Below are 26,067 nucleotides of genomic sequence, written 5' to 3' on the forward strand. Positions count from 1 at the left end.
CTCGGCCCGTGACCGAACGAGGAACCGACCAGCCGCTCCCGCTGAGCGTGGACCGCACCAGCCCGGTGCCGCTCTACTTCCAGCTGGCGCAACAGCTGGAGGCGGCCGTCGAACAGGGCCGGCTGGCCCCCGGCACCCTGCTCGGCAACGAGATCGAGCTCGCCTCCCGCCTCGGCCTGTCCCGGCCCACCGTGCGCCAGGCGATCCAGTCGCTGGTGGACAAGGGGCTGATGGTGCGCCGCCGGGGCGTCGGTACCCAGATCGTGCACAGCAAGGTCCGGCGCCCGCTGGAACTCAGCTCGCTCTACGACGACCTGGAGGCGGCCGGTCAGCGCCCCGCGACCCGCGTCCTGCGCAACACCCTCGAACCCGCCGGTGCCGAGGTCGCCGCCGCCCTCGGCGTCCCGGAGGGCAGCGAGGTCCACCTCGTCGAGCGGCTGCGGTACGCGCACGACGAGCCGGTGGCACTGCTGCGCAACCACCTGCCTCCGGGACTGCTCGCCCTCGGCACCGAGCAGTTGGAGGCCACCGGGCTGTACCGGATGATGCGCCTCTCGGGCATCACCCTGCACAGCGCCCGCCAGTCCATCGGCGCGCGCGCCGCCACCGAGCGGGAGGCCGGCGAACTCCACGAGGCGACGGGTGCGCCGCTGCTCACGATGGAGCGGACCACCTTCGACGACACGGGCCGCACGGTCGAGTTCGGCTCGCACGTCTACCGGGCGGCGCGGTACGCGTTCGAGTTCCAGCTGCTCGTACGCTCCTGAACCCGACCCAGGCCCCGCTCCGAGTGATCTGGCCGACCCGACCGACCCGACCCGATCCCGACCCGATCCCGACCCGACCCGACCCGACCGGGCCGGACCGATCCGACCCGGCCGGACCTGTCCGGCCCCGCCCGGTCGGCCCCGTAGCCCGGCGTCATGTTCGGACAAACTATTGACGGTGGTCATACAACGCCGCTAGAACTCCTCCAGCCGCACTCCGGCGGCCGGGGAGAGAAGGCGGACCCACCTTGCGTACGACTCGCACGGCAGCAGTCCTGATCGCCGCAGTCGCCCTCACCGTCGCCGGATGCAGCGGCTCCGGCGGCAAGGACTCCGAGGGCACCTCCGGCGGCGGGGGAGGCGGCAAGGCGGTCTCCACGCCCCGGATGAAGATCGCGATGGTGACGCACTCGGGGGAGGGCGACACCTTCTGGGACATCGTCCAGAACGGTGCCGAACAGGCCGCGGCCAAGGACAACGTCGCATTCCTGTACTCCGCGGACAAGGAGGGCAGGGAACAGGCCCAGCTCGTCCAGGCCGCCATCGACCAGAAGGTCGACGGGCTGATCGTCACCCTCGCCAAACCCGAGGCGCTCAAGGCCGTCGTCGCCAAGGCCGTGGGAGCGGGCATCCCCGTCGTCACGATCAACTCCGGGGCACGGTTCTCCACCGAGGTCGGCGCACTGGGCCACATCGGGCAGGACGAGACCGTGGCGGGCGAGGCCGTCGGCAGCGAGCTGAACGCACGCGGCCGGAAGAAGGCCGTCTGCGTCATCCACGAACAGGGCAACGTCTCACTCGAAGAGCGCTGTGCCGGAGTCGCCGAGACCTTCGGCGGGACCGTCGAGAACCTCAACGTCGAAGGCACCAACATGCCCGCCGCCACCTCTTCCATCGAGGCCAAGCTCCAGGCGGACACGGGCATCGACGCGATCGTCACCCTCGGTGCCCCCTTCGCCGCCGCCTCCGTCAAGGCCAAGAAGGGCTCCGGTTCCACCGCGGAGGTCGACACCTTCGACCTCAACGCCGAAGTGGTCGGGCGCCTCAAGGCCGAGGAGGTCGGCTTCGCCGTCGACCAGCAGCCCTACCTCCAGGGCTATCTCGCCGTCGACGGACTGTGGCTCAACCGGACCAACGGAAATGTCGTCGGCGGAGGGAGGCCGGTGCTCACCGGACCGGCGATCGTCACCGCGAAGGACGTACCGGAGCTGGAGAAATTCACCGAGCGCGGCACCCGGTGAACCGCCGCCGCACCACCGCGACCCGCCCCCGCCCGGCCCCTGCCGGGCGATGCCGGGCGGGGCTCGGGGATACTTGGGCAGCCGGGCCGGGACAGCGCTCCCCCCGGCTCCTCCAAGCAGCACAGCGAGCAGCACAAGAAGGGCACGGCGTCGTGGCAAGGGTTCGGACAGGGGTACGCGCGATGGGCGCCGTGCTGGCAGCGGTGCTCGGCGCCTCCCTCGTGGGATGCAGCAGCACCGGTGGCAAGCGGGCGGAAGAACGCGCGGCTGAGGCCGCCGAGGGCCGGTCCGCGGTGTCCACACCCCGCTGGACCTTCGCCATGGTCACCCACTCGGGCGACGGCGACACCTTCTGGGACATCGTCCAGAAGGGCTCCGAGCAGGCGGCAGCCAAGGACAACATCAACTTCCTGTACTCGCACAACGACGAGGCGCAGCAGCAGGCCCAGCTCGTCCAGACCGCGATCGACAAGAAGGTCGACGGGCTGATCGTCACGCTCGCCAAGCCCGACGCCATGAAGGCCGTGGTGGCCAAGGCCGTCAAGGCCGGTATCCCGGTCATCACGGTGAACTCGGGCTCCGCGGAGTCCAAGGCGTTCGGCGCCCTCACCCACATCGGCCAGGACGAGTCCATCGCCGGTGAGGCGGTCGGCGACGAGCTGGACGAGCGGGGCCGCAAGAAGGCCCTGTGCATCCTGCACGAGCAGGGCAACGTCGGCCATGAGCAGCGCTGCGCGGGGGCGAAGAAGTCCTTCGCCGGCACGATGCAGAACCTGTACGTCGACGGCACCAACATGCCCGACGTCCAGGCGTCCATCGAGGCCAAGCTCCAGGCCGACAGGAGCATCGACGCGGTCGTCACCCTCGGCGCGCCGTTCGCCGACGCCGCCGTCCAGGCCAAGGCGACCGCGGGCAGCAAGGCGGAGATCGACACCTTCGACCTGAACGCCAAGGTCGCCGCCGGGCTCAAGGAGAAGAAGCTCGGCTTCGCCGTCGACCAGCAGCCCTACCTCCAGGGCTACGAGGCCGTCGACCTGCTCTGGCTCTACCGCTACAACCGCAATGTGCTCGGCGGCGGCCTGCCCGTCCTGACCGGCCCGCAGGTCATCACGTCCGACGATGCCGACGCGCTCGCCGCATACACGAAGCGGGGAACTCGATGAGCGGGACCGGACAGCCCGCGGCCCCGGCCCCGGCTCCGGCCCCGTCCAAGGGCGGTGCCGACGAGCGGCTGCTCCGCACCTCGCCGCTGCGCAGGCTGCTCGGCCGTCCCGAGCTCGGTTCGGTCGTCGGCGCGGCGGCCGTCTTCCTCTTCTTCACGATCGTCGCGGACAGCTTCCTCCAGGCATCCAGTCTGGGCACGGTGCTGTACGCGGCCTCCACCATCGGGATCATGGCGGCGCCGGTGGCGCTGCTGATGATCGGCGGCGAGTTCGACCTCTCCGCCGGTGTGCTGGTCACCAGCTCCGCGCTGATCTCCTCGATGTTCAGCTACCAGATGACGGCCAACGTCTGGGTCGGCGTCTTCGTGTCCCTGCTGGTCACCCTGGCCGTCGGCGCGTTCAACGGCTTCATGCTGACCCGTACCAAGCTGCCGAGCTTCATCATCACGCTCGGTACGTTCCTGATGCTGACCGGACTCAACCTCGGTTTCACCAAACTGATCAGCGAAACCGTCTCGACCAAGGCGATCGGCGACATGGAGGGCTTCGAGTCGGCCCGCAAGGTGTTCGCCTCCCAGCTGACGATCGGTGACGTCGAGTTCAAGGTCACCATCCTGTGGTGGGCGGCGCTCGTCGCGGTCGCCACCTGGATCCTGCTCCGTACCCGCTTCGGCAACTGGATCTTCGCCGTCGGCGGTGAGGCCGACGCGGCCCGCGCGGTCGGGGTCCCGGTGATCCGTACGAAGATCGGCCTCTACCTCGGCGTGGCCTTCGCCGCCTGGGTCTCCGGGCAGCACCTGCTCTTCAGCTACGACGTCGTCCAGTCCGGCGAGGGCGTCGGCAACGAGCTGACGTACATCATCGCGGCCGTCATCGGCGGCTGTCTGATCACCGGCGGCTACGGCTCCGCGATCGGCTCCGCGGTCGGTGCCTTCATCTTCGGCATGACCAGCAAGGGCATCGTCTACGCGGAGTGGAACCCGGACTGGTTCAAGTTCTTCCTGGGAGCGATGCTGCTCCTGGCCACCCTGCTCAACGCATGGGTACGCAAGCGCGCGGAGGCGACAAAGTGACGGCCGACCGGGCACTCGTCGAGCTGGCCGACGTAGCCAAGTTCTACGGCAACATCAAGGCGCTGGAACACGTCTCGCTGGTGGTCCACGCGGGCGAGATCACCTGTGTCCTCGGCGACAACGGGGCCGGCAAGTCCACGCTCATCAAGATCATTGCGGGGCTGCACCGGCACGACGCGGGGACCTTCCTGATCGACGGCGAGGAGACCGCCCTCGCCAACCCGCGCGACGCCCTGGACCGGGGCATCGCCACGGTCTACCAGGACCTCGCCGTCGTCCCCCTCATGCCGGTCTGGCGGAACTTCTTCCTCGGCTCCGAGCCGACGATCGGCTCCGGGCCCTTCAAGCGCCTCGACGTGCGCCGGATGCGCGAGACGACCCGCTCCGAGCTGCTGCGCATGGGGATCGACCTGCGCGACGTCGACCAGCCGATCGGCACCCTGTCCGGCGGCGAGCGCCAGTGTGTGGCGATCGCCCGCGCCGTCTACTTCGGTGCCAAGGTCCTCGTCCTGGACGAGCCGACGGCGGCACTCGGCGTCAAGCAGTCCGGTGTCGTCCTCAAGTACGTCGCGGCCGCCAGGGACGCCGGGCTCGGCGTGGTTCTCATCACGCACAACCCGCACCACGCCTACCTCGTGGGGGACCGGTTCGTGCTGCTCAAGCGTGGCGCGATGTCGGGCAGCCACACCAAGGACGACATCACCCTGGACGAGCTCACCCGCCAGATGGCGGGCGGCAGCGAGCTCGACGAGCTCAGCCACGAGCTGGAGCGCACCCTCGCGCCCGGCCGTCCCGAAGTGCCCGGGGCGGGCGACGGCACGCCGTAGTGGAGGCATAGCTTCCGGCGCGGCCGACCCCGCCCACCGGCCCCGGGGGGCCGGCAGTGGCAGAATCGAGCGCGGTGGACGCCGTCCGCCGCCGGCAGCAGCACCCGACCGGCCCTCCAGACCCCGCAGGGACGATGAGCACGTACCGCGACTTCACACACCGCGGCTCCGCCCGCGCCACCGTCCTCAAGACCGTCGGCACCAGGGAGCGGCGCTCGCACCTCACCGCGCCACGCGTCCCGACCGTCGGCATCGACATCGGCGGGACGAAGGTGATGGCCGGCGTCGTCGACGCGGACGGCAACATCCTGGAGCAGCTGCGCACCGAGACCCCGGACAAGTCCAAGAGCCCCAAGGTCGTCGAGGACACCATCGTCGAGCTGGTCCTGGACCTCTCCGACCGGCACGACGTGCATGCCGTGGGCATCGGCGCGGCGGGCTGGGTGGACGCCGACCGCTCGAAGGTCCTGTTCGCCCCCCACCTCGCCTGGCGCGACGAACCCCTGCGCGACGCGATCGCCTCCCGCCTCGTTGTCCCCGTCATGGTCGACAACGACGCCAATACGGCCGCCTGGGCGGAATGGCGCTTCGGCGCGGGCCGAGGCGAGGACCACCTCGTCATGATCACGCTCGGTACCGGCATCGGGGGCGCGATCCTGGAGGACGGCCAGGTCAAGCGCGGGAAGTACGGCGTCGCGGGTGAGTTCGGCCACATGCAGGTCGTCCCCGGCGGCCACCGCTGCCCCTGCGGCAACCGCGGCTGCTGGGAGCAGTACAGCTCCGGCAACGCGCTGGTGCGCGAGGCCAGGGAGCTGGCCGCGGCGGACTCCCCGGTCGCGCACTATCTGCTGGACCGGGTCAAGGGCAACATCCCCGACATCACCGGGCCGCTCATCACCGAACTGGCCCGGGAGGGCGATGCGATGTGCATCGAGCTCCTCCAGGACATCGGTCAGTGGCTCGGTGTCGGCATCGCCAACCTGGCCGCCGCGCTCGACCCGTCCTGCTTTGTGATCGGAGGCGGCGTCAGCGCCGCCGACGACCTGCTGATCGGCCCCGCCAGGGACGCCTTCAAGCGGCATCTCACAGGGCGCGGCTACCGCCCCGAGGCCCGGATCGCGAAGGCCCAGCTCGGCCCCGAGGCGGGTATGGTCGGCGCCGCGGACCTGGCCCGACTGGTCGCCCGCAGATTCCGCCGGGCCAACCGCCGCCGCGTGGAGCGGTACGAGCGGTACGCGCAGATCTACGACCAGGCCGCGAGCACCATCCGCAACACGCGATCCACCCGCACCGCCGACTGAACCGCGGCCGCGCCGCGCGGCGTCCTCCGGCCAGTGACCGCATCCGCAGCAGCCGCAGTACCAAGGGAACTCCGATCATGACCGCAGCCGAGCACCCCGTCGTGCCGCGCCAGTCCGTTCCGCCGGGCGACGGCGACGGCAAGCCTCCGCAGGACCGCCGGCGGGTGATCCGCCGACGGCTGATCACGGCGACGATCATCGTGCTGCTGATCGGCATCCCGGCCGGCTATCTGCTGATCTCCGCAGGCCAGAGCCGCCGCTCCGGCAAGGACAAGGAGGCCGAGGCGGCGGCGCAGGGTCTCCGCGAGGACTGGCCGTCCGGGATGCAGCGCCGGATCTTCGAGGTGCCGATCCCCGGGAACGCCACGGGGGTCCAGTACTACGAGACCAACAACTGGAAGGCCAGCCGGATGTACGTGAAGTTCCGTACGACATCCGCCGGCCTCGACCGGTTCCTGTCCGGCGTCGGAACGGGCCGCGCCGCCCTGAAGCCGGGGGCGGTGACCATCGGTGAACGCGATATCAAGATCAGCGACTGGTACTTCGGGCCCGGTGTGTTCTGGGCGGGTACGACCCACACCAACAAGGACCCGCGTCCCACCCAGAACATCACCGTCAACATGACCGATCCGGCCAGCCCTGTCGTGTATGTCGTTTCCGCGGCGACCCCCTGACCGCGGCCCGGCAGCGCGCTCACTAACCTGGAGCGAGTGAGTGAAGTGAGCGACACGACCCCGCAGCCCGCGCCGGCCCCGCAGCCCGCCGCCCCGGCACCGACAGCTCCGCAGGCCCCTGCGGCCCCGCACACGGTGCAGGCCCCGGTGGCCCCGCACGCCGTACAGGCCCCCTTGGCCCCACACGCCCTCGTGGCCCCGCAGCACCACCCCATGTCCCCGCAGCCCGCACCGGCCGCCCCCGCCCCGCAGCCGGGTCCGGGCGAGCCGCCCGCGCACATCGCTCCGGCCCCGCAGCCCGCACCGGCACCCCCGCACGCCGCCCACGTCCCCGTGCCCCCGTACGCGGAACAGGCCCCGATGGGCCCGTACGCGGAACAGGCCCCGATGGTCCCGCAGGCGGTGCAGGCCCCCACGCCCCCGCAGTCCCCGACACCCCCGCAGGCTCCGCACGCCGCTCGGGCGCCCGTGCCCCCGCCCGCTCCCCAGGCCCCGCAGACCCTTCAGTACCGCTTCGACGGGCCGGACGACGCGCCCGTCCTGGTGATCGGCCCCTCGCTGGGGACCACCTGGCACATGTGGGACCGGCAGATACCCGAGCTGTCCCAGCACTGGCGCGTCTTCCGCTACGACCTGCCGGGCCACGGCGGCGCCCCCGCCCACCCCGCCACCGCCGTCGCGGAGCTGGCGGACCGGCTGCTCGCCACCCTCGACAGCCTCGGTGTCCAGCGCTTCGGGTACGCGGGCTGCTCCATCGGCGGCGCGATCGGCGCCGAGCTCGCCCTGCGCCACCCGCACCGGGTGGCCTCGCTGGCCCTGGTGGCGGCCTCGCCCCGGTTCGGCAGCGCCGACGAGTTCCGCCAGCGCGGTGTGATCGTCCGGACCAACGGGCTGGAGCCGATGGCCCGCACCGCGCCGGAGCGCTGGTTCACCCCCGGCTTCGCCGCCGCCCAGCCCGCCATCGTGGAGTGGGCCGTGCAGATGGTCCGCACCACCGACCCCGGCTGCTACATCGCCGCCTGCGAGGCGCTGGCCGCCTTCGACATCCGCGCCGAACTCGGCCGCATCGGCGTCCCGACCCTCGTCCTGGTCGGCGCCGAGGACCAGGTCACCGGCCCCGCCGAGGCGCGCACCCTGGTCGCGGGCATCCCGGACGCCCGGCTCGCCCTGGTCCCCGGCGCCTCCCACCTCGCCCCCGTCGAGCAGCCCGGCGCCGTCTGCGATCTGCTCCTGACCCACTTCTCCACGGCCTGGCAGGACACCCTCGCCGCCATTCCGGTCCTGCCCGTCGTCCCGGCGCTCTCCGTTCCCTTCACCCCCGTCGCCGAGATCGCCCCCGCGGCAGCCCGGCCCGAGGCCGACGGCGCGGGCCGCGGCGACGTGCTCGACAGCGGTACGAAGATCCGCCGCGAGGTGCTGGGAGACGCCCACGTCGACGGGGTGAACGCCTCGTCCGACGCCTTCACCGAGGATTTCCAGGACCTCGTCACCCGGTACGCCTGGGGCGAGGTCTGGACCCGGGAGGGGCTGGACCGCAGGACGCGCAGCTGCATCACGCTCACCGCGCTGGTCGCCTCCGGCCACCTCCACGGCCTGGCCGCGCACACGAGGGCGGCGCTGCGCAACGGGCTCACGCCCGCCGAGATCAAGGAAGTCCTGCTCCAGACCGCGGTGTACTGCGGCATTCCGGCCGCCGGTGCCGCCTTCGACATCGCACGGTCCGTGATCCAGGAGGAAACCACACCGCCCGCGTAGCAGGATGAGCGGCATGAACGCATCGCCTCTCACACTCACCAAGAAGACGCACTCGTGCATCCGGATCGAGAAGGACGGGCAGGCGCTCGTCATCGACCCCGGTGGCTTCTCCGAGGACGACGCCGCGATCGGTGCCGACGTCATCCTGGTCACGCACGAACACCCGGACCACTTCGACGAGGCGCGGCTGCGGGCCGGTCTCGCGGCCAACCCGGCGGCCGAGATCTGGACGCTGCGCAGTGTGGCCGATCAGCTCTCCGCCGCCTTCCCGGGGCGGGTGCACACCGTGGGGCACGGTGACACCTTCACCGCCGCGGGCTTCGAGGTGGCCGTGCACGGAGAGCTGCACGCGGTGATCCACCCGGACATCCCGAGGGTCACCAACATCGGCTTCCTGGTGGACGGTTCGCTCTTCCACCCCGGGGACGCGCTCACCGTCCCCGACCGGCCGGTGGACACCCTGATGCTCCCGGTGATGGCCCCGTGGAACAAGATCTCGGAGGTCATCGACTACGTGCGCGAGGTCAGGCCGCGGCGTGCCATCGACATCCACGACGCGCTGCTCACCGATCTCGCGCGGCCCATCTACGACAGCCAGATCGGCAGCCTCGGCGGCGCCGACCACGGCCGGCTGGCGCCCGGGGACGTCACGGAAGTCTGAACGGCCGGCCGGTCGCCGGACTGCCCGGCGACCGGACGCACGGTCGCGCTCGGGCCGGACCGACGGCGACTGTCAGTGGGACCGGCTAGGTTTGCTGCCATGCGCATCGCCACCTGGAACGTCAATTCGATCACCGCCCGGCTCCCGAGGCTGCTGGCCTGGCTGGAGAGCACCGGCACCGACGTGCTGTGCATCCAGGAGACCAAGTGCACGGCCGAACAGTTCCCCTCCGACGAGCTGCGCGAGCTGGGCTACGAGTCCGCGGTCAACGCCACCGGCCGGTGGAACGGGGTCGCGCTGCTCTCCCGGGTCGGGCTCACCGATGTCGTCACGGGACTGCCGGACGGCCCGGAGTACGACGGGGTGCAGGAGCCGCGGGCGATCTCCGCGACCTGCGGCCCGGTCCGTGTCTGGTCGGTCTACGTGCCCAACGGCCGCGAGGTCGAGCACGCGCACTACGCGTACAAGCTGCGCTGGTTCGAGGCCCTCCAGAAGGCCGTGGCGGTGGACGCCGCGGGGGCGCTGCCGTTCGCGGTCCTGGGCGACTTCAACGTGGCCCCGACGGACGAGGACGTCTGGGACCCCGCGCTCTTCGAGGGCGCCACCCATGTCACCCCCGCCGAGCGCGCCGCCCTGGCGACGCTCCGGGAGGAGGGGCTGAGCGATGTGATGCCCCGCCCGCTCAAGTACGACCACCCGTACACCTTCTGGGACTACCGCGAGCTGCGCTTCCCGAAGAACAGGGGCATGCGCATCGACCTGGTCTACGGCAACGCCCCGTTCACGGCGGCGGTCAAGGACAGCTATGTCGACCGGGAGGAGCGCAAGGGCAAGGGCGCTTCCGACCACGCCCCGGTAGTCGTCGACCTCGACCTCTGAGCTACGGCGGCGGAATCTGCTGACAACCGTAGGTTGACACCTCAAGGGCGTCAACCTACGGTTGACATATGACGCAGCCTCTTCCCGCAACGCCGTCCGTGCGCCTCGACGATCTGATCGCGGCCATCAAGAACAGCCACACCGACGCCCTGGAGCAGCTGTCGGGCGCGGTCGTCGCCGCCGACCATCTCGGTGATGTCGCCGACCATCTCATCGGCCACTTCGTGGACCAGGCCCGCCGCTCCGGCGCCTCCTGGACCGACATCGGCCGGAGCATGGGAGTCACCCGGCAGGCCGCCCAGAAGCGCTTCGTTCCCAAGAGGACCGAGGCGGGCGCCGGTTCCGGCTCCGACCTGGACCCGAGCCAGGGCTTCGGCCGCTTCACCCCGCGCGCCCGCAATGTGGTCATGGCCGCCCACAACGAGGCCCAGGCCGCCCGGCACGCCGAGATCCTCCCGGCCCACCTGGCGCTCGGCCTCCTCGCCGAGCCCGACGGCATCGCCGCCCGGGTGATCACCGCCCAGGGGGTGGGCCCGGACGCCATCCGCACCGGCGCGGCCGCCACGCTGCCTCCCGCCGCGGACGAGGTGCCCGAGCTGATCCCGTACGACGCGGATTCCCGCAAGGTCCTGGAGCTGACCTTCCGTGAGGCGCTCCGGCTCGGGCACAACTACGTCGGCACCGAGCACATTCTGCTGGCCCTGCTGGAATTCGAGGACGGCTCCGGTGCGCTCACCGGCCTCGGCCTCGGCAAGGACGCGGTATCGGCCGCCGTCGAAACCGCCGTGGCCGAAGCGGCGGCGGCCTCGGGGCAGCGGGAATCCTGACCGACGGGTGCGGCGGCGGGTTCAGTGCACCGAGAACCCGCCGTCGACGAAGATCGACTGGCCGGTGACATAGCCGGAGCCCCGGCCCGCCAGGAACACCGCGGCGCCGGCGAAGTCCTCGGCCAGTCCATTGCGTCCGACCATGGTGCGCGCCGCCAGGGCCGCCACCTTCTCCGGGTCGGAGGCGAGCCGTTCGTTCAGCGGCGTCAGCACGAACCCCGGCACCAGCGTGTTGCAGGTGACGCCGTGCGGAGACCACGCCTCCGCCTGTGAGCGGGCCAGCGATTCCAGGGCGCCCTTGGACACCCCGTAGGCGCCGCTGTTCACGAACGCGCGGTGCGCCTGCTGGGAGGTGATGTGGATGATCCGCCCGAAGCCACGCTCGGCCATGCCGGGTCCGAAGCGCTGCCCCAGCAGATAGGGCGCCTTCAGGTTCACCGTCATCGTGGTGTCCCAGACGTCCTCGCCCAGCTCGCCCATGGGCGGCCGCAGATTGATCCCGGCGCAGTTCACCAGGATGTCGGGCTCCCCGTAAGGCGCGGCCGCCGCCTCGGCTCCCGTACGCACACCCTCGGCGGTACTCAGATCCGCGCTCACCCACGCCGCCCGGCAGCCCTCGCCCGTCAGCTCGTCCACCGTCGCGGCCAGCTCCGCCTCCCGGCGTGCCACGACGACGACGCTCGCCCCCGCGCGGGCGAGGGCTCCGGTGATCGCCCGGCCGATGCCGGAGCTCCCGCCGGTCACCACGGCGACCCGGCCCTCCAGGGAGAACAGTTCGGACAGATAGGTCTGCGAGATCATGTACGCACCCTAGGTGCCGGGTCCCGCGCGACCCGGGCCGGGTGTCGGATCGGCAACGGCCGCGCGCCCTGTGGTGCGGATCGCGGCGGGGATGGGACCCTAGTGGTATGAACATCCCTTTCTTGGACAACTGGCGTAAGCGTCAGGGTGGTACGCCGGGAGCGGCTCTCGCTGCCGCCGTCGAAGCGGATCCCGACGGCGTGGCCGAGCTGCTCGCCGAATGCGAACTGCTGCGTGTCCGAGCGGGGCAGAACGGACTCGAACTCGACGACAGCCCCGCCTCGTTGACCGCGCTCGACCAGCTGCCGCCCCGCTGGCGCGACGACCCCGAGGAACTGCCCTGGCTCGGCAACGACGCCGGTCTCTATCTCGGCACGGTTCTCGTGCGGACCGTGCCCGGTGCGGCCTGGGACGTCTGGCCGAGCGGCCAGCCCGTGGTGCGCCTGGCCTCCGGACGTGAGATCGATGTCGTCGCGGCCGGTCTCGACTGGGCGATGGCGGGCAGCCCCGAGCTTTCCCAGGTGTACGCGGAGTCCGCCGAGAACTGACCCGCGTCACCGAATCGAGATAAACAGCCTTATGCCCTATATGCGCGTGTCGGGTACGAAGTCCCTTGTCGGGATGGATAGTTTGCGCTGACCTCGACACAGCGACAAGTGGGTAGGGCAGCGTATGGCCGTCGATCCGTTGATCGAGCTGCGGGACGTCAACAAACACTTCGGAGAGCTGCACGTACTGCAGAACATCAATCTCACCGTCGGCCGCGGGGAGGTGGTGGTGGTCATCGGCCCCTCCGGATCCGGCAAATCAACGCTCTGCCGGGCGATCAACCGACTTGAGACGATCGAGTCGGGCTACATCGCCATCGACGGCAAGCCCCTCCCGGAGGAGGGGAAGGGGCTCGCGCAGCTCCGGGCCGAAGTCGGCATGGTCTTCCAGTCGTTCAACCTGTTCGCCCACAAGACCGTGCTGGCCAATGTCTCGCTCGCCCAGCTCAAGGTCCGCAGGCGCAAGAAGGACGAGGCCGACCGGCGCTCCAGGGAACTGCTGGACCGGGTCGGCCTCGCCTCCCAGGCCGACAAGTTCCCCGCTCAGCTCTCCGGCGGTCAGCAGCAGCGCGTGGCCATCGCCCGCGCCCTGGCCATGGACCCCAAGGCGCTGCTCTTCGACGAGCCCACCTCGGCACTCGACCCGGAGATGATCAACGAGGTGCTGGAGGTCATGCAGCAGCTCGCCCAGGAGGGCATGACCATGATCGTGGTCACGCACGAGATGGGCTTCGCCCGGTCCGCCGCCAACCGCGTCGTCTTCATGGCCGACGGCTGCATCGTCGAGGACCGCACCCCGGAGGACTTCTTCACGGCGCCGTCGAGCGACCGCGCCAAGGACTTCCTGTCCAAGATCCTCAAGCACTGACGGGGGGCTCCATGTTGCGTACGAGGAACTCGCGTACGAAAAGGTCACGTACGAGGACGGGCGCGGTCGCTCTGGCCGGCCTTCTGCTCGCCCTGCTCACCGCCGGGTGCGGCAAGGAGGGCAGCCCGCCGGTCAAGGGGCCGAAGCCGGAGGCGCTGCCGCACTACAAGGTCGACACCGGCTTCGAACTGCCCGGCTCCACGACCTGGAAGAAGGCCAAGAGGCGGGGCCACCTCGTGGTCGGCGCCAAGGAGGACCAGCCCTACCTGGGCGAGAAGGACCCGGCCACCGGGATCTACTCCGGCTTCGACATCGAGATCGCCCGCATGGTGGCGGCCTCGCTCGGCTTCGGGCAGAAGGCGGTCCAGTTCAGGACGATCGCCTCGGCCAACCGCGAGACAGCCCTGCAGAACGGCCAGATCGACTACTACGTCGGCACCTACACCATCAACGACATGCGCAAGAAGCTCGTCGGGTTCGCCGGCCCCTACTACCTGGCCGGACAGGGGCTGCTGGTGCGCACCGACGAGAACGACATCCACGGGCCGCAGGACCTGGACGGCAAGACCGTCTGTTCGGCGGCGGGCTCCACTCCGTACCAGCGCATCGCCGCCGACTACCCCAAGGCGCACCTCGTCGCCTACGACACGTACTCGATCTGCGTCGACAACCTGCTGACCTACCAGGTCGACGCCGTCACCACCGACGACGCCATCCTGCTGGGCTTCGCGGCGAAGGCTCCGGACGAGATGAAGGTGGTCGGGAAGCCGTTCTCGCAGGAGCCGTACGGCATCGGCGTGCCCCGCGGCGACAACGCGCTGCGCGCCGCGCTCAACGACGCCCTGGAGGCCAACGAGAAGAACGGCAACTGGAAGAAGGCGTTCGAAGCGACGCTGGGCCTGTCCGGAGTGCCCGCGCCGAAGCCCCCGCCCATCGACCGCTACCCGGCGAACTGAGGGGACGGCACCGCACATGGATGTACTGACAGAGAACTTCTCCCTCTACGGCAAGGGCTTCCTCGGTACCGTCGAGCTGACCGTGTACGCCTCGGTCCTGGCGCTGGTCCTCGGCTTCGTGATGGCCTCCTGCCGGGTCGCGCCCGTCGGCTCCTTCCGGGTGCTGGGCACGGTCTGGGTGACGGTGCTCCGCAACACCCCGCTCACCCTGCTGTTCTTCGCCGTCCTGCTCGGCCTGCCGCGCTTCGGCCTGGTCCTGCCGTTCAAGGTCTTCGCGGTCCTCGCGCTCGGCTGCTACACCTCCGCGTTCATCTGCGAGGTGCTGCGCTCCGGCATCAACACCGTGCCCACCGGCCAGGGCGAGGCCGCCCGCAGCCTCGGCATGTCCTTCGGCCAGACGCTGAGCCATGTGGTCCTGCCGCAGGCCTTCCGCTCGGTGATCCCGCCGGTCGGCTCGACCCTCATCGCGCTGGCCAAGAACTCCGCGATCGCGGGAGCGTTCAGCGTCACGGAGCTGCTCGGCACCTACAAGACCCTCAATGAGCTGGGCTACAGCATCATCTGGACGTTCATCTGGATCGCCGTCGGCTACCTGATCATCACCCTTTCCATCAGCGCGCTCTTCAACGTGCTGGAGAAGCGCTGGGGAGTCGCCCGATGACCGCACGCTCCATGCCCACGGCCACCGCGCTCTACGACATCCCGGGCCCGCTGACCCGCAGACGGCACTTCCTCTACGGGGTCGGCTCCACGATCCTGATCCTCGCGCTGGTCGGCTGGGTCATCTATCTGCTCTTCGACACCGACCAGTTCACCAGCGAGAAGTGGACGCCCTTCGAGTACAAGGGCATCCAGGAGCTGCTGCTGCGCGGACTGGGCAACACCCTCAAGGCGTTCGGGTACGCCGCGGTGCTGTCACTGGCACTCGGTGCCCTGCTCGCCGTCGGCCGGCTCTCCGCGCACCGGCCGGTGCGCTGGATCTCGACGCTGCTGGTCGAATTCTTCCGGGCCATGCCGGTGCTGGTGATGATCTTCTTCATCTTCGTCGCGCTGAAGGTGCAGCCGCTGCCCGCGCTGGTCGCCGGGCTGACCCTCTACAACGGTTCCGTCCTCGCGGAGGTGTTCCGTACCGGCATCAACTCGGTGGATCGCGGTCAGCGGGAGGCCGCGTACGCGCTCGGCATGCGCAAGACGCAGGTCACGACCTTCGTCCTCGCACCCCAGGCGGTACGCGCCATGCTCCCCACCATCATCAGCCAGCTGGTGGTGGCCCTGAAGGACACCTCGCTCGGCTATCTGATCACCTATGAGGAATTCCTCCACGCGGGAAAGCTGATCGCGTCGAATCTCGACTACGATCTTCCCTTCATCCCTGTGGTGATGGTGATCTCACCCATCTACATCGGGATGTGCATGCTGCTTTCCTGGTTCGCCACCTGGGTGGCGAAACGACAGCGGCGCAACCCGAAGACCGAGGCGGTGGATGTGGCCCCGGCCGAACCAGGGACGCTGCTGCCGGGAGGGCAGTAGCCGGGCAGCGCCCGCCCGGCAGCAGCCGGTGATCACTTCTCGCGCAGCGGGACCGAGAGGTAACTCGGATCCGCACCGGGCGAGGAGAAGGTCAGCTGCGAGCCGGTCGGGTTGTGCTCGATGTACAGCGGATCAACGGTGTCGATCACCAGGGCGAGCCGGTGACCGGCCGGGACGTCGTAGGCCGTGGAGAACAGCTCCAGGTCCACGGGGAACGGCCGGCCCGGGGTCTGCCCGTGGAACGTGTAGGGGGCGTTGCTGACCAGTTTGCCGAGGCCGAGCGGCCCCACGTCGTAGAGATAGGCGACGAGGGTGCCGCTCTCCTCGGTGCTGGTGACCGTGGTGTGCAGCGCGGCGGTGCCGCGGATGTGCCGGGCGGCGGCGTACGGCCCGGACTGCCAGACGCTCGCGAAGGCGCGCGGCAGCAGGGGGATGGAGGCGACGGGCGGCAGCTTCACGAACTGGTCGAGGGCGTTGGACAGCATGACGATGCCGCCGTTGGCACCCGAGTCGACATTCGCCAGGATCTTCTTCGTGCCGTCCAGCTCGATCCGGTGCTTCCCGGCGCCGACCGACTTCCAGTCCGGGTAGCCCTCGTAGCCCTTGTCGGTACGGGACTTGAGCTGGACCGGCCGCTCGGTGTCGATGCCGTTGCGCTCGCCCTTGAGATACCGGTCGAACCAGCGGTGCGTGCTCGTCCAGGTGTCGTTGGGCAGGCCGAGCAGTCCGGTGGCCTCGGCGGTGGCGTGGTCGCCGGGGCGGAACTCCAGGCGCTTGGGGCCGGTGAGCTTCTCGTAGAACGAGGCGTACTGGTTGGGCGGGAAGATGGTGTCGCCCCAGGCGTTGCCCATCATGATCGCGGCGCCGTTGGCGTTGATCCGGTCCAGATACGTCGCGGGGGAGCGCTTCTTGCCCCAGGCGATCATGTCCGCTTCCTTGGCGAGGTTGGAGCCGAGGAAGTCGGTCAGGGTCCGGGTGAGTTCCTCGCCGGGGCGGCCGGTGAGCAGCCCCGCTCCGCCGAGGAGGGCGGCGGCCTGGAGGTGCTGGGTGCGGCCGCTGTAGATCGAATCGATGAGATCGGCCCAGCCGCTGAGCGCGGCGACGGCCTTGATCCGCTTGTCGTGCCCGGCGGCCAGCAGGCTGATGCCCGCGCCGTAGGAGACGCCGCCCATGCCGATGCGGTCCGGGTCGGCGGGGGTGTGGTCCAGCGCCCAGTCGATGACGGCGGAGACATCGGCGATGTCCGGCGGCCCGGCGACCTCGATGCTCCCGCCGGAGAGCCAGAAGCCGCGTGAGGTGTAACTGACCACCACGTAGCCGGAGTCGGCGAGCCGCTGGGCCTGTGCGGCGTACTCGATCTGTGGCATCCCCCAGCTGGTGGGGAGCACGATCAGCGGATGCTTCGTGCCTGCCGCGGCTCCGGCGGGGGTGAAGACATTGCCCTTGAGCGTGATGCCGCCCGAGCCGGGGATGTCGTGGAAGGTCAGGCCGGAGGCGGAGGCGCCCGCCGGAGCGGTGGCGGGCGGGGCGGCCGCCGCCGGGGCCGCCCCGAGGGCGGCTCCGGCGAACAGGACCGCGGCGGTCGTGATCGAAGCGGTGGTGCGCAGAGCCGGGTTCGGACGTCCCACGGGTCACTCCTCACGCGTGTCAGTGCAAAGTGACCCGACGGTAACCCCGGTTGTTTACCGCTGGTAACCGGTCGGTGTGTTGCGCGAGGGTAACGATTGTTGGACGAGTTGTCAGTAGTGGGCGCGGGCGCCGCGGATCAGCTCAGCGCGCTCTTCGTCCGCCAGTCGGCCCAGGAGACGTTCCACGCGCCGTAGCCGTTGCCCTCGGCCACCGTGCCCTTGGCGTCGGCCCCGGTGATCTCGAACGGGTCACCGACTAGCACCTGCTGGTAGAGCGACGCGGCGTTCGCGTCGCTCATGCCGACACAGCCCGAACTGTGGTTGACGCGGCCGAAGTAGGCGGCGTTCCACGGTGCGGCGTGCGCGTACATGCCCGACCAGGTCAGACGCATCGACGAGTCGACCATCTTGTCGTAGGCATCGCCGAGGCCCACCGTCTCGGAGCGCATGTTGATCGTGCCCTCCTTGGACATCAGGACGGCCGTGCCCCGCCAGGACGCCTTGTCGCCGCCGGGCGTGCCCGCCGACATCGGGACGTCCATGACCTGCTTGCCGTCGCGGTGCAGGGCGAGCCGGTGGTTGTCGAGATCGACCTTGACCACCTGGGCGGCACCGATCGTGAACGTCGTCGTGTAGTCGCGTACGAACCAGCCGCCCGCCCCGCCCGTGTCGACGCCGTTCAGCTCCGCGTCCAGGGTGACCTCGGTGCCGGACTTCCAGTACTCCTTGGGCCGCCAGTCGACGCGGTCCTTGCCCGAGTAGTCCTGGAGCCAGCCCCAGGAGCCCTCGGTGCTGTTCGAGGTGGAGACCTTCAGGCGCTTCTCCACCGCGGTCTTGTCCTTCACCGGGTTGTCGAAGACGATCGACAGCGGCTGCCCGATGCCGACCGTGGTGTTCTTCCCCGGGGCGAGGGTCAGCTTGTTGACCTTGTCCGCCGGTGCCGTGGTGAAGCCGGCCCGGTCGCTGCCGCCGTCGGTGTCCTTCGCCTCCACGGTGTACGCCGTGCCGGGCGCCGCGACCCGCTCGGACGTCCAGCTACGGCCGTCGGCGGATATCCGCCCGGCCAGTGCCCCGCCCTCGCCCCCGGTCACCGTGACCTTCTTGAGCTCGCCCCGCGCCAGCGTCACCTTCACCGGCCCGCCCGCGGCGGCCTTCGTGCCCCGCAGGTTCACCGAGATGCTGGTGTCCGGAGCCTTCCCCGACCCCGCCACCGCGGTGGACCCGCCACCGGAACAGGCGGTGAGTGCGGCACCGAGCACCACGACCGGGCCGATCAGGGCGTGCCGGGCGGGACGGCCGGCCGGGGCGATGCGGCGTATGTGCCGGCGTGCAGAGCTCAACGGGAAAACCTCCAGGACAAGTGCTTCTCGTGAGAAGAGAGGCATTTCCCCGGCCCAAGGTTCCGTAAATTTCCGGAAATCGAGGAACTCCCGGTGTGACAACCGGCGCGGTGCGGGACGACAGGGCCCGCTCAGGGCGTACGGGTGTACGAGCCGCGCGGGGTACCCTCCACCCTCGGCCTCCGGCCGTCGGCACTCGGCCCGACGACCGGGCACGAGGCCCTCGACATCCTCGGAGACCAGGAGAGACCGGTGGGCGGAACCGACCCCGCACTGAGCCCCGCCGCCGGAACCGCCGCCGGAACCTCCGTCGCCATCGTCCCCGGCGCGGAGGCCGCCGGGGACGGCACGGCGAAGCCCGCTTCCGTGCTGCGCAGCGGAGCCGTCATGGCGGCGGGCTCCGTCGTCTCCCGCGCCACCGGCTTCATCCGCTCGGCGGTCGTCGTCGCCGCACTCGGCACCGGGCTTGCCGCCGACGGGTACACGGTCGCCAACACCGTCCCCAACATCCTGTACATGCTGCTCATCGGCGGCGCCCTCAACGCGGTCTTCGTCCCCGAGCTGGTAAGGGCAGCCGGACACCACGCCGACGGCGGAGCCGCGTACACCGACCGGCTGCTGACCGTGTGCACGGTCGGCCTCGTCGCGCTCACCGCGATCACGGTGGCCGGTGCGCCCCTCATCGTCTCCCTCTACACCGACTACACGGGCCGGCAGGCCGAGCTGACCGTCGCCCTCGCCCGCTACTGCCTGCCGCAGATCCTCTTCTACGGGCTCTTCACCCTCCTCGGTCAAGTCCTCAACGCCCGCGGCCGCTTCGGCGCGATGATGTGGACCCCGGTCCTCAACAACGTCGTGATCATCGCGGTGTTCGGTCTCTACCTCTCGGTCGCGGCGGGCTCCGACGGCGCCCTCGGCGACGCCGACGCCCAGCTGCTCGGCTGGGGGACGACCGCCGGAACAGCGGTGCAGACCCTCGCCCTGATCCCCGCGCTGCGCGCCGCCCGGTTCCGCTGGCGGCCCCGCTTCGACTGGCGCGGCAGCGGGCTGACCCGGCCGCTGCGCTCGGCGGGCTGGCTCGTGCTGCTCGTCCTGACCAACCAGCTCGCCTACTGGGTGGTGACCCGGCTCTCCACCGGTACCGGGCAGCGCGCCGTCGACCAGGGGGTGCCGGGCGGCGCCGGATACACCGCCTACAGCTACGCGTACCAGCTCCTGGTCGTCCCGCAGGGCATCATCACCGTCTCCCTGGTCACCGCGCTGATGCCGAGGATGAGCCGGGCGGCGGCCGACGGGGATGCGGCCGGGGTGCGGCGGGACGTCTCGTACGCCCTGCGGACCAGCGCCGCGGCCGTCGTGCCCGCGGCGGCCGTCCTGCTCGTGCTGGCACCGTGGGTGATGGGGTCGGTCTTCGGGTACGGGCGGACCACGGACGCCGACATCGCGGTGATGGCAGGCATGCTGGCGGCCTTCGCACCGGGGCTGATCGCCTTCTCCGGACAGTACGTGCTCACCCGCGGCTTCTACGCGATGAGCGACACCCGCACCCCCTTCCTCCTCAACCTGGTGATCGCCGGGGTCAACGCCGCACTGTGCGTGGCCGCGTATCTGCTGCTGCCCGCCCGCTGGGCGGTGACCGGGATGGCCGGGGCGCACTCGGTGGCGTTCTTCGCGGGGTTCGCCGTCACCGCGTATGTGCTGCACCGGCGCGTCCCGGGGGCGGGCGGCGGCGCGCTGCTGCGGTCGCCCGCGCTGGGGGCGCACCTCCGGCTGATCGCCGCGTGCGTGCCGGCCGGGGCGCTGGCGTACGGGGCGGCACGGGCGGTGGAGGGCGCGGGCGACGCGGCGGCCGCCGGGACCGGGGCCCTGGTGCTGCTGCTCGTGGTGGTCCTGCTGGCCCGGCCGCTGGGAATCGTGGAGATCGACGCGATGGTGACGGCGGGCCGGGGGCGGCTCCGGCGGCGCTGACGTGGAGGCGGGCCCGCGCCGGTACCGGGTGGCCGCCCCGCCGGACGACGGCCCGCCGCTCGGGGAACAGGCGCTCGTCGGGTCGTTGTCCGAGGCGGTCCTGACGTTCGGGGCGGCACGACGCTACCCTGCGCGGAACGCTTATCGGAGGTACACATGCGCCGTTCCGTCGGCCGGAACACGTCGTTCTTAGCTGTTTTCGCTGTTGTCGCCTCGATCGGGGCCGCGGCCCCGGCCGGTTCCGCGCCGCCGGCCGCCACGCGCCCGGCGCCGGCCAAGTCGCCCGTGGCGGTGGGGTACGGGGGAGCTGTCGCGAGCGTCGACGAGGACGCCTCGGCGGCCGGTATCGAGGTGCTCCGCAAGGGAGGCAACGCGGTTGACGCCGCCGTGGCGACCGCGGCGGCGCTCGGTGTCACGGAGCCGTATTCGGCGGGCATCGGCGGCGGTGGCTACTTCGTCTACTACGACGCGAAGAAGCGCACCGTCCGGACCATCGACGGCCGGGAGACCGCGCCGCGCAGCGCGGACTCCTCGCTCTTCCTGGAGAACGGGAAGCCGATCCCGTTCAACGACGCCGTCACCAGCGGCCTCGGCGTCGGTACCCCCGGTACCCCGGCGACCTGGGACAAGGCGCTGGACACCTGGGGCACCAAGTCGCTGCGTACGCTGCTGAAGCCGGCCGAGCGGCTGGCCGACGACGGATTCGTCGTGGACGAAACGTTCCGCTCGCAGACCGAGGGAAATCAGGCCAGGTTCGCCGACTTCCCGGCGTCCGCCGAGCTGTTCCTGCCCGGCGGTCGGCTGCCGGTGGTCGGCTCGGTCTTCAAGAACCCCGATCTGGCGCGCACCTACCGGGAGCTGGGCCGCGAGGGCGTCGACGAGCTGTACCGGGGTGAACTGGCCGACGACATCGTCCGTACGGTCCGCCGGCCCCCGGTCGACCCGCGGGCCGACCGGGTGGTGCGGCCCGGCGATCTGACGGGCAAGGACCTCAAGGCGTACCGGGCGCTGCGGCAGGACCCGACGAAGGTCGGCTACCGGGGGCTCGACGTGTACGGCATGGCGCCGTCCTCGTCCGGCGGTACGAGTGTCGGTGAGGCGCTCAACATCCTGGAGTCCACGGACCTTTCGAGGGCCGGCAAGGTCCAGTATCTGCACCGGCTCATCGAATCGAGCCGGATCGCGTTCGCCGACCGGGGGCGCTGGGTCGGCGACCCGGCGTTCGAGGACGTGCCGACCCGCGGGCTGCTGAGCCAGCGGTTCGCGGACTCGCGGGAGTGTCTGATCAAGGACGACGCGGTGCTGACCAGCCCGCTCGCGCCCGGTGACCCGAGCGACCCGACCGCCTGCGCGACCGGTGGGACGGCCGCCCCGACGACGTACGAGGGGGAGAACACCACGCATCTGACGGCCGCCGACAAGTGGGGCAACGTCGTCGCGTACACCCTGACCATCGAGTCCACCGGCGGCAGCGGCATCACGGTGCCCGGCCGCGGCTTCCTGCTCAACAACGAGCTGACCGACTTCTCCTTCGCGCCCGCCAACCCGGCGGTCCACGACCCGAATCTGCCGGGTCCGGGCAAGCGGCCGAGGTCGTCGATCTCACCGACCATCGTGCTGAAGCACGGCAAGCCGGTGCTGGCCCTGGGGTCCCCGGGCGGCGCCACCATCATCACCACCGTGCTCCAGTCCCTGACCGGCCATGTCGACCGGGGCCTCCCGCTGGTCGACGCCATCGCCGCGCCGCGCGCCAGCCAGCGCAACGCGCCGACGACGGAGATCGAGCCCGGAATCTGGGACAGCCCGGTGCGGGCGGAGCTGGAGGCGCTCGGCCACGTCTTCAAGCTGAATCCGGAGATCGGCGCGGCCACCGGCGTACAGCGGCTGCCGGACGGCCGGTGGCTGGCGGCGGCGGAAAAGGTGCGGCGGGGCGGTGGCTCGGCCATGGTGGTGCATCCGAGCGGCAGGAACTGACCTCCCGGTCGGACGAGCACGTCGGCGGGACCGGTACGCGGCGACCTGTCGCGCGTACCGGTCCCGCCGTCCTGACGCGGCTTCCGGCCGCCCCGGCCGGATGCGGGGCGGCCGGAGGCTCCGCGTCGGCAAGGAAGGCTCGACGGAGCCCTCAGGTCCAGCGGAAAGGCAGTCCCCCACAGTGCGTACCCGAACGCTCGCCCTGACCGCCGTCTGCGGCGCCGCTCTGCTCGGCCCCGCGGCACTGCCCGCCAACGCCACTGCCGGTTCCCGGCCGGCCGGGGACGGGGAGGGGCCGGTCACCGCCGCCGCGCTGCTGGCCCGGATGACGTCCTGTACGCGGATCTCCAAGGGGAAGTACCGCACGGACGCCTCCCGGCCGAAGGCCACCGTCCCCGTGTGCGGCACGGACGATGCCGTGTTCTGGAAGGCGGACATGGACATCGACTGCGACGGCCGGAAGACGAAGGCGTGCAACAGGAAGACCGACCCGTACTTCCTGCCGGAGACGGCGTTCGTGACGTCGGGCGGCGGACCGCTGGACTCGGCCGCGCTCCCGTACATCGTGGTGCCGGGCCCCAGCTCCGTCTGGGACTACCGGAAGTCCCAGATCAGGGGCGGCAGCGTCGCCGCCGTCATCCACCGTGACCGGGTGCGGTACGCCGTGGTGGGTGACACGGGCCCCGGCGGCATCATCGGAGAGGCGTCGTACGCCACCGCCCGCGCGCTCGGCATCGACCCCGACCCCCGGACCGGCGGCACCGGCTCCGGCGTCACCTACCTCGTGTTCAAGGGCTCCCGGGTCTCGCCGATCGAGAGCCGAGCGAAGGCGGTCACCACCGGTGAGGCGCTGGCGAGGAAGTTCCTCGGCAGCGGGTGAGCCTCACCTGACCGGCGCAGTCGACCGGAGCGGACGGGGAAGCGGACGGGACCGGAGCGGCGGATCCTCGTGCGTCGGCCGGCCCGCACCGTGAGGGACGTGTCCGCCCCGGGTATGCGTCTGCCCCGAGCGGTGACGAGCCAATGACTGTACCGGTCCGCACGGTATTAGAATGACGGAATGGTACGTACGCCACTGACACCCGAAGAGCGCCTCCGCGGCGAACGGCTCGGCCGACTGCTCCGCGAGGCTCGCGGCGGACGCAGCATGGTCACCATCGCCGCGAGCGCCGGACTCTCCGCCGAGACCCTCCGCAAGATCGAGACCGGCCGGGCCCCGACCCCCGCCTTCTTCACGGTGGCGGCACTGGCCGGCGCACTCGGCCTCTCGATGGACGAACTGCTCACCCGATGCGCGCCGGAACCGGATGCGGTTCCCCTGATCGCCTGAGCGGGCGCGTAGGGTCACGCCCGTGACTCTTCAGGACTTCGCCCGCAGCGAGTACGTCAGCCTCACCACGTACCGGAAGGACGGCACCCCCGTCGCCACGCCCGTCTGGGCGGCGGCCGACGGCGAGGTGCTGTACATCTGGACCCGCTCCGACTCGTGGAAGGTGAAACGCCTGCGCAACAACGGCCGGGTCCTGGTCACCGTCTGCGACATGCGCGGCCGGATCGCGGAGGGCGCCACCGGCGCCGAGGGCACCGCACGGCTGCTCGACGAGGCGGGGACCCGGGCGGTACGCAAGGTGCTGGCCCGCAAGTACACCTGGAAGTTCTGGATCGTCGACTGGCCCGCCACGGTCGTCCGGCTCGGCAAGCGCCCGCACACGGGTATCGCCGTCACCTTCTGAGCCCGCACCGCGGTGGAAAGACGCGCGTGACCCGCCCGTAACACACCTGCGGTCGAATGCCTCCGGACTGGAAGGCTCCAGTCGACAGTCGGCGAGGGCGACGATCACGGTGCATGAACACGCGGTGGAAGTAGGGGCGTTCGCACAGTACCTCCGGGACCTCGCGGCCCGGCTGGACCCCGCAGGCGGGTGGTTCGGCGTCTTCACCCGCCGCGATCCCGTCGGCATGAGAGCCTGCCTCGACGGTGTCGAGATCCCGCCCTGGGACGTGGTGGAGTCCCTGCTGTCGGACCTCGCCGTGTCACATGGCACCGCGTTCGCGGAGCGTGAATCGGTACGGGCCGCCGCGCTGTACTCCGCATCGGCCGCCGCCCACGACCGAGCGCCCGGCGGGCGCCAAGCGCTCGTCCACCGGCTGGAGTTGATGCTCCGGGAACAGAGCCGGGCGGCCGAGCGGCTGAGTGCGGCAGGGGCGGGCGGCCCGCACGCACCGGACACGGACGCGCTCGCCTGGGCCCGGGACGACCACGAACGCGCCTCGGCCCGCTGCACGGACCTGCGCGAGCGGATGGCGGCCCTCGCGGTGCCGGAAGGGTGGTTCCGGGAGGAGGGCGACGCGGGCGAGGACGCCGCGCGGGTGCCGGGCCCCCGGCCCGGGCCCGGCGCGGAACACCTCCCCGCACCCACCGGTCCCGCGCCTTCCGTCGCCCCTTCAGCCACTCCGGCCACCGGGCCCACCGCTGCGGGCGAGGACGCCGCGCGTCAGGCCGCTCCGGAGCCCGTGTCGGCACCTGCCCCGGCGCCCGCGCCCCGGCGCAAGAAACCCCGAGGGGCCCGGTTCGCCGGTCTTGAGGTGGACGACGAGGAGACCGGGTACGCCCCCTCGCCCGTCCCCGTGCCGCCCGTTCCCTCGGCCGGTGCCGCGGTGCCGCGCGGTGCCCGTTTCGGCGGCGTGCGGGACGGGAACGGCCCCGCCCCTGCCGCCGCCCCGGTGCCGGAGACGCCACCGGACCCCGCCGCCCTCCGCGTCGCGTCCACCGCCGTCGCGCAGCTGCTCCGGCTGCGCGCCGGGGGCCGCAGTGGCGAGGCGCACGTCGTGCTCTGCGAGGCGGCGGCGTGGCCCGCCGGACATCTGCCGGTACTGGCCCTCGCTCTGCACCGCGCGGGGCTGGCGGCCGACTGGGCGACCCTGCTGTGGGAGGTGTCGCTGCTGCCGCCCGAAGGACTCGCCGGTGCGGTGGGCGCGCTGGCCGCGGCGGGCCGCACCGAGGACTGCGGGCAGTTGCTGCGCCTGGGGGTGGCGCGCCCCGCCGCCGACATCGCCGACGCCGTGGTCGCCCTGGACCGCGCGGGCCGGGCGTCCGAGGCGCGGGCACTGCTGGGCGCCTTCGTGCGCGTACGAACCCCGCAGGACGCGGCCGGGGTCGCCGGGGGCGGCCGGGCCCACCTCGTCCCCCGCCTCCTGGCCGCCGCCCGTCAGGTGTCCGCGGAGAGCGAATGGGACCTGGTGCACGCACTGCGGGTGGCGGGTGTGGCGGGGACGTAGGGCGTCG

25 protein-coding genes are annotated in these 26,067 nt (G+C 71.3%); 22 read left to right on the top strand and 3 right to left on the bottom strand.

From position 1 onward, the window contains the following. The first annotated feature begins 8 nt into the window (after positions 1-8). The 11 genes from OG251_RS32685 (at position 9) to OG251_RS32735 (ending at position 11,168) form a co-directional block, all read left to right on the top strand. On the top strand, positions 9-767 hold the full coding sequence (locus OG251_RS32685; protein ID WP_326680477.1) for a GntR family transcriptional regulator: 759 nt from the start codon (positions 9-11) through the stop codon (positions 765-767). A 248-nt stretch (positions 768-1,015) separates the two neighbouring features. Continuing rightward, positions 1,016-2,008, top strand: a complete 993-nt coding sequence (locus OG251_RS32690; RefSeq protein WP_326680478.1) for a sugar ABC transporter substrate-binding protein — start codon at positions 1,016-1,018, stop codon at positions 2,006-2,008. A gap of 152 nt (positions 2,009-2,160) precedes the next feature. After that, positions 2,161-3,171 carry a sugar ABC transporter substrate-binding protein gene (locus OG251_RS32695; protein ID WP_442818391.1) on the top strand — a complete coding sequence of 337 codons (1,011 nt, stop codon included), beginning with the start codon at positions 2,161-2,163 and terminating at the stop codon, positions 3,169-3,171. Beyond that, positions 3,168-4,244 (top strand): ABC transporter permease, encoded by a 1,077-nt coding sequence (locus tag OG251_RS32700; protein WP_326680479.1) that lies wholly within the window; start codon positions 3,168-3,170, stop codon positions 4,242-4,244. The genes OG251_RS32695 and OG251_RS32700 overlap by 4 nt, the downstream gene beginning before the upstream one ends. Next, the gene (locus OG251_RS32705) at positions 4,211-5,071 is read left to right on the top strand and encodes an ATP-binding cassette domain-containing protein (RefSeq protein ID WP_326680480.1); all 861 of its coding nucleotides are present in this window, start codon (positions 4,211-4,213) and stop codon (positions 5,069-5,071) included. Before OG251_RS32700 ends, OG251_RS32705 begins: the two co-directional genes overlap by 34 nt. Positions 5,072-5,205: 134 nt before the next feature. After that, a complete protein-coding gene (locus OG251_RS32710; RefSeq protein WP_073719287.1) occupies positions 5,206-6,372 on the top strand; it encodes an ROK family glucokinase in 1,167 nt (388 codons plus the stop codon). A 77-nt stretch (positions 6,373-6,449) separates the two neighbouring features. Then, complete coding sequence (locus OG251_RS32715; RefSeq protein ID WP_326680481.1) at positions 6,450-7,046, top strand: hypothetical protein; 597 nt, start codon at positions 6,450-6,452, stop codon at positions 7,044-7,046. 387 nt (positions 7,047-7,433) lie between these two features. Beyond that, positions 7,434-8,801: a bifunctional 3-oxoadipate enol-lactonase/4-carboxymuconolactone decarboxylase PcaDC gene (gene pcaDC / locus OG251_RS32720; RefSeq protein ID WP_442818439.1), complete on the top strand. Its 1,368-nt coding sequence runs from the start codon at positions 7,434-7,436 to the stop codon at positions 8,799-8,801. A 13-nt stretch (positions 8,802-8,814) separates the two neighbouring features. After that, on the top strand, positions 8,815-9,462 hold the full coding sequence (locus OG251_RS32725; protein WP_326680482.1) for an MBL fold metallo-hydrolase: 648 nt from the start codon (positions 8,815-8,817) through the stop codon (positions 9,460-9,462). Between the two features lie 99 nt (positions 9,463-9,561). Continuing rightward, positions 9,562-10,341: an exodeoxyribonuclease III gene (locus tag OG251_RS32730; RefSeq protein WP_326680483.1), complete on the top strand. Its 780-nt coding sequence runs from the start codon at positions 9,562-9,564 to the stop codon at positions 10,339-10,341. 68 nt (positions 10,342-10,409) lie between these two features. Next, positions 10,410-11,168 carry a Clp protease N-terminal domain-containing protein gene (locus tag OG251_RS32735; protein ID WP_326680484.1) on the top strand — a complete coding sequence of 253 codons (759 nt, stop codon included), beginning with the start codon at positions 10,410-10,412 and terminating at the stop codon, positions 11,166-11,168. Positions 11,169-11,189: 21 nt separating this feature from the next. Here the strand turns inward: OG251_RS32735 and OG251_RS32740 are convergent, their stop codons facing one another. Continuing rightward, positions 11,190-11,969, bottom strand: a complete 780-nt coding sequence (locus OG251_RS32740; protein ID WP_326680485.1) for an SDR family NAD(P)-dependent oxidoreductase — start codon at positions 11,967-11,969, stop codon at positions 11,190-11,192. Between the two features lie 107 nt (positions 11,970-12,076). Between OG251_RS32740 and OG251_RS32745 the strand changes: the two genes are divergently transcribed. From OG251_RS32745 to OG251_RS32765, 5 genes are all read left to right on the top strand, one after another. Continuing rightward, complete coding sequence (locus OG251_RS32745) at positions 12,077-12,517, top strand: DUF6278 family protein (RefSeq protein WP_326680486.1); 441 nt, start codon at positions 12,077-12,079, stop codon at positions 12,515-12,517. A gap of 124 nt (positions 12,518-12,641) precedes the next feature. Next, complete coding sequence (locus OG251_RS32750) at positions 12,642-13,385, top strand: amino acid ABC transporter ATP-binding protein (RefSeq protein WP_073719294.1); 744 nt, start codon at positions 12,642-12,644, stop codon at positions 13,383-13,385. An 11-nt stretch (positions 13,386-13,396) separates the two neighbouring features. Further along, a complete protein-coding gene (locus OG251_RS32755; protein WP_326680487.1) occupies positions 13,397-14,341 on the top strand; it encodes a glutamate ABC transporter substrate-binding protein in 945 nt (314 codons plus the stop codon). A 16-nt stretch (positions 14,342-14,357) separates the two neighbouring features. Next, the gene (locus OG251_RS32760; RefSeq protein WP_326680488.1) at positions 14,358-15,002 is read left to right on the top strand and encodes an amino acid ABC transporter permease; all 645 of its coding nucleotides are present in this window, start codon (positions 14,358-14,360) and stop codon (positions 15,000-15,002) included. Continuing rightward, complete coding sequence (locus tag OG251_RS32765; RefSeq protein ID WP_326680489.1) at positions 14,999-15,871, top strand: amino acid ABC transporter permease; 873 nt, start codon at positions 14,999-15,001, stop codon at positions 15,869-15,871. The genes OG251_RS32760 and OG251_RS32765 overlap by 4 nt, the downstream gene beginning before the upstream one ends. A gap of 32 nt (positions 15,872-15,903) precedes the next feature. Here OG251_RS32765 and OG251_RS32770 read toward each other — a convergent pair whose 3' ends face one another. Beyond that, complete coding sequence (locus OG251_RS32770) at positions 15,904-17,499, bottom strand: CocE/NonD family hydrolase (protein ID WP_326680490.1); 1,596 nt, start codon at positions 17,497-17,499, stop codon at positions 15,904-15,906. A gap of 137 nt (positions 17,500-17,636) precedes the next feature. After that, on the bottom strand, positions 17,637-18,839 hold the full coding sequence (locus tag OG251_RS32775) for a L,D-transpeptidase (protein ID WP_326680491.1): 1,203 nt from the start codon (positions 18,837-18,839) through the stop codon (positions 17,637-17,639). 315 nt (positions 18,840-19,154) lie between these two features. Between OG251_RS32775 and murJ the strand changes: the two genes are divergently transcribed. From murJ to OG251_RS32805, 6 genes are all read left to right on the top strand, one after another. Beyond that, entirely contained in the window at positions 19,155-20,807 is a 1,653-nt protein-coding gene (murJ, locus tag OG251_RS32780) for a murein biosynthesis integral membrane protein MurJ (RefSeq protein ID WP_326681493.1), read from the top strand. A gap of 156 nt (positions 20,808-20,963) precedes the next feature. After that, the gene (ggt, locus tag OG251_RS32785) at positions 20,964-22,781 is read left to right on the top strand and encodes a gamma-glutamyltransferase (protein ID WP_326680492.1); all 1,818 of its coding nucleotides are present in this window, start codon (positions 20,964-20,966) and stop codon (positions 22,779-22,781) included. Between the two features lie 181 nt (positions 22,782-22,962). Continuing rightward, a complete protein-coding gene (locus OG251_RS32790) occupies positions 22,963-23,661 on the top strand; it encodes a glycoside hydrolase family 75 protein (RefSeq protein ID WP_326680493.1) in 699 nt (232 codons plus the stop codon). 180 nt (positions 23,662-23,841) lie between these two features. Further along, positions 23,842-24,111, top strand: coding sequence for a helix-turn-helix domain-containing protein (locus OG251_RS32795; RefSeq protein WP_326680494.1), 270 nt, complete (start codon positions 23,842-23,844; stop codon positions 24,109-24,111). A gap of 22 nt (positions 24,112-24,133) precedes the next feature. Further along, complete coding sequence (locus tag OG251_RS32800; RefSeq protein ID WP_326680495.1) at positions 24,134-24,514, top strand: PPOX class F420-dependent oxidoreductase; 381 nt, start codon at positions 24,134-24,136, stop codon at positions 24,512-24,514. A gap of 103 nt (positions 24,515-24,617) precedes the next feature. Further along, on the top strand, positions 24,618-26,060 hold the full coding sequence (locus OG251_RS32805) for a hypothetical protein (protein WP_326681494.1): 1,443 nt from the start codon (positions 24,618-24,620) through the stop codon (positions 26,058-26,060). Positions 26,061-26,067 lie beyond the last annotated feature (7 nt).

Origin of the sequence: Streptomyces sp. NBC_01237 (assembly GCF_035917275.1) — a bacterium.
GTDB lineage: Bacteria > Actinomycetota > Actinomycetes > Streptomycetales > Streptomycetaceae > Streptomyces.

Excerpts from the sequence above, each read along its gene's own strand:
- OG251_RS32700 (WP_326680479.1), top strand. The coding sequence starts at position 3,168 with ATGAGCGGGACCGGACAGCCCGCGGCCCCGGCCCCGGCTCCGGCCCCG.
- OG251_RS32705 (WP_326680480.1), top strand. The coding sequence starts at position 4,211 with ATGGGTACGCAAGCGCGCGGAGGCGACAAAGTGACGGCCGACCGGGCA.
- OG251_RS32710 (WP_073719287.1), top strand. The coding sequence starts at position 5,206 with ATGAGCACGTACCGCGACTTCACACACCGCGGCTCCGCCCGCGCCACC.
- OG251_RS32715 (WP_326680481.1), top strand. The coding sequence starts at position 6,450 with ATGACCGCAGCCGAGCACCCCGTCGTGCCGCGCCAGTCCGTTCCGCCG.
- pcaDC (WP_442818439.1), top strand. The coding sequence starts at position 7,434 with ATGGTCCCGCAGGCGGTGCAGGCCCCCACGCCCCCGCAGTCCCCGACA.
- OG251_RS32725 (WP_326680482.1), top strand. The coding sequence starts at position 8,815 with ATGAACGCATCGCCTCTCACACTCACCAAGAAGACGCACTCGTGCATC.
- OG251_RS32730 (WP_326680483.1), top strand. The coding sequence starts at position 9,562 with ATGCGCATCGCCACCTGGAACGTCAATTCGATCACCGCCCGGCTCCCG.
- OG251_RS32735 (WP_326680484.1), top strand. The coding sequence starts at position 10,410 with ATGACGCAGCCTCTTCCCGCAACGCCGTCCGTGCGCCTCGACGATCTG.
- OG251_RS32740 (WP_326680485.1), bottom strand. The coding sequence starts at position 11,969 with ATGATCTCGCAGACCTATCTGTCCGAACTGTTCTCCCTGGAGGGCCGG.
- OG251_RS32745 (WP_326680486.1), top strand. The coding sequence starts at position 12,077 with ATGAACATCCCTTTCTTGGACAACTGGCGTAAGCGTCAGGGTGGTACG.
- OG251_RS32750 (WP_073719294.1), top strand. The coding sequence starts at position 12,642 with ATGGCCGTCGATCCGTTGATCGAGCTGCGGGACGTCAACAAACACTTC.
- OG251_RS32755 (WP_326680487.1), top strand. The coding sequence starts at position 13,397 with ATGTTGCGTACGAGGAACTCGCGTACGAAAAGGTCACGTACGAGGACG.
- OG251_RS32760 (WP_326680488.1), top strand. The coding sequence starts at position 14,358 with ATGGATGTACTGACAGAGAACTTCTCCCTCTACGGCAAGGGCTTCCTC.
- OG251_RS32765 (WP_326680489.1), top strand. The coding sequence starts at position 14,999 with ATGACCGCACGCTCCATGCCCACGGCCACCGCGCTCTACGACATCCCG.
- ggt (WP_326680492.1), top strand. The coding sequence starts at position 20,964 with ATGCGCCGTTCCGTCGGCCGGAACACGTCGTTCTTAGCTGTTTTCGCT.
- OG251_RS32795 (WP_326680494.1), top strand. The coding sequence starts at position 23,842 with ATGGTACGTACGCCACTGACACCCGAAGAGCGCCTCCGCGGCGAACGG.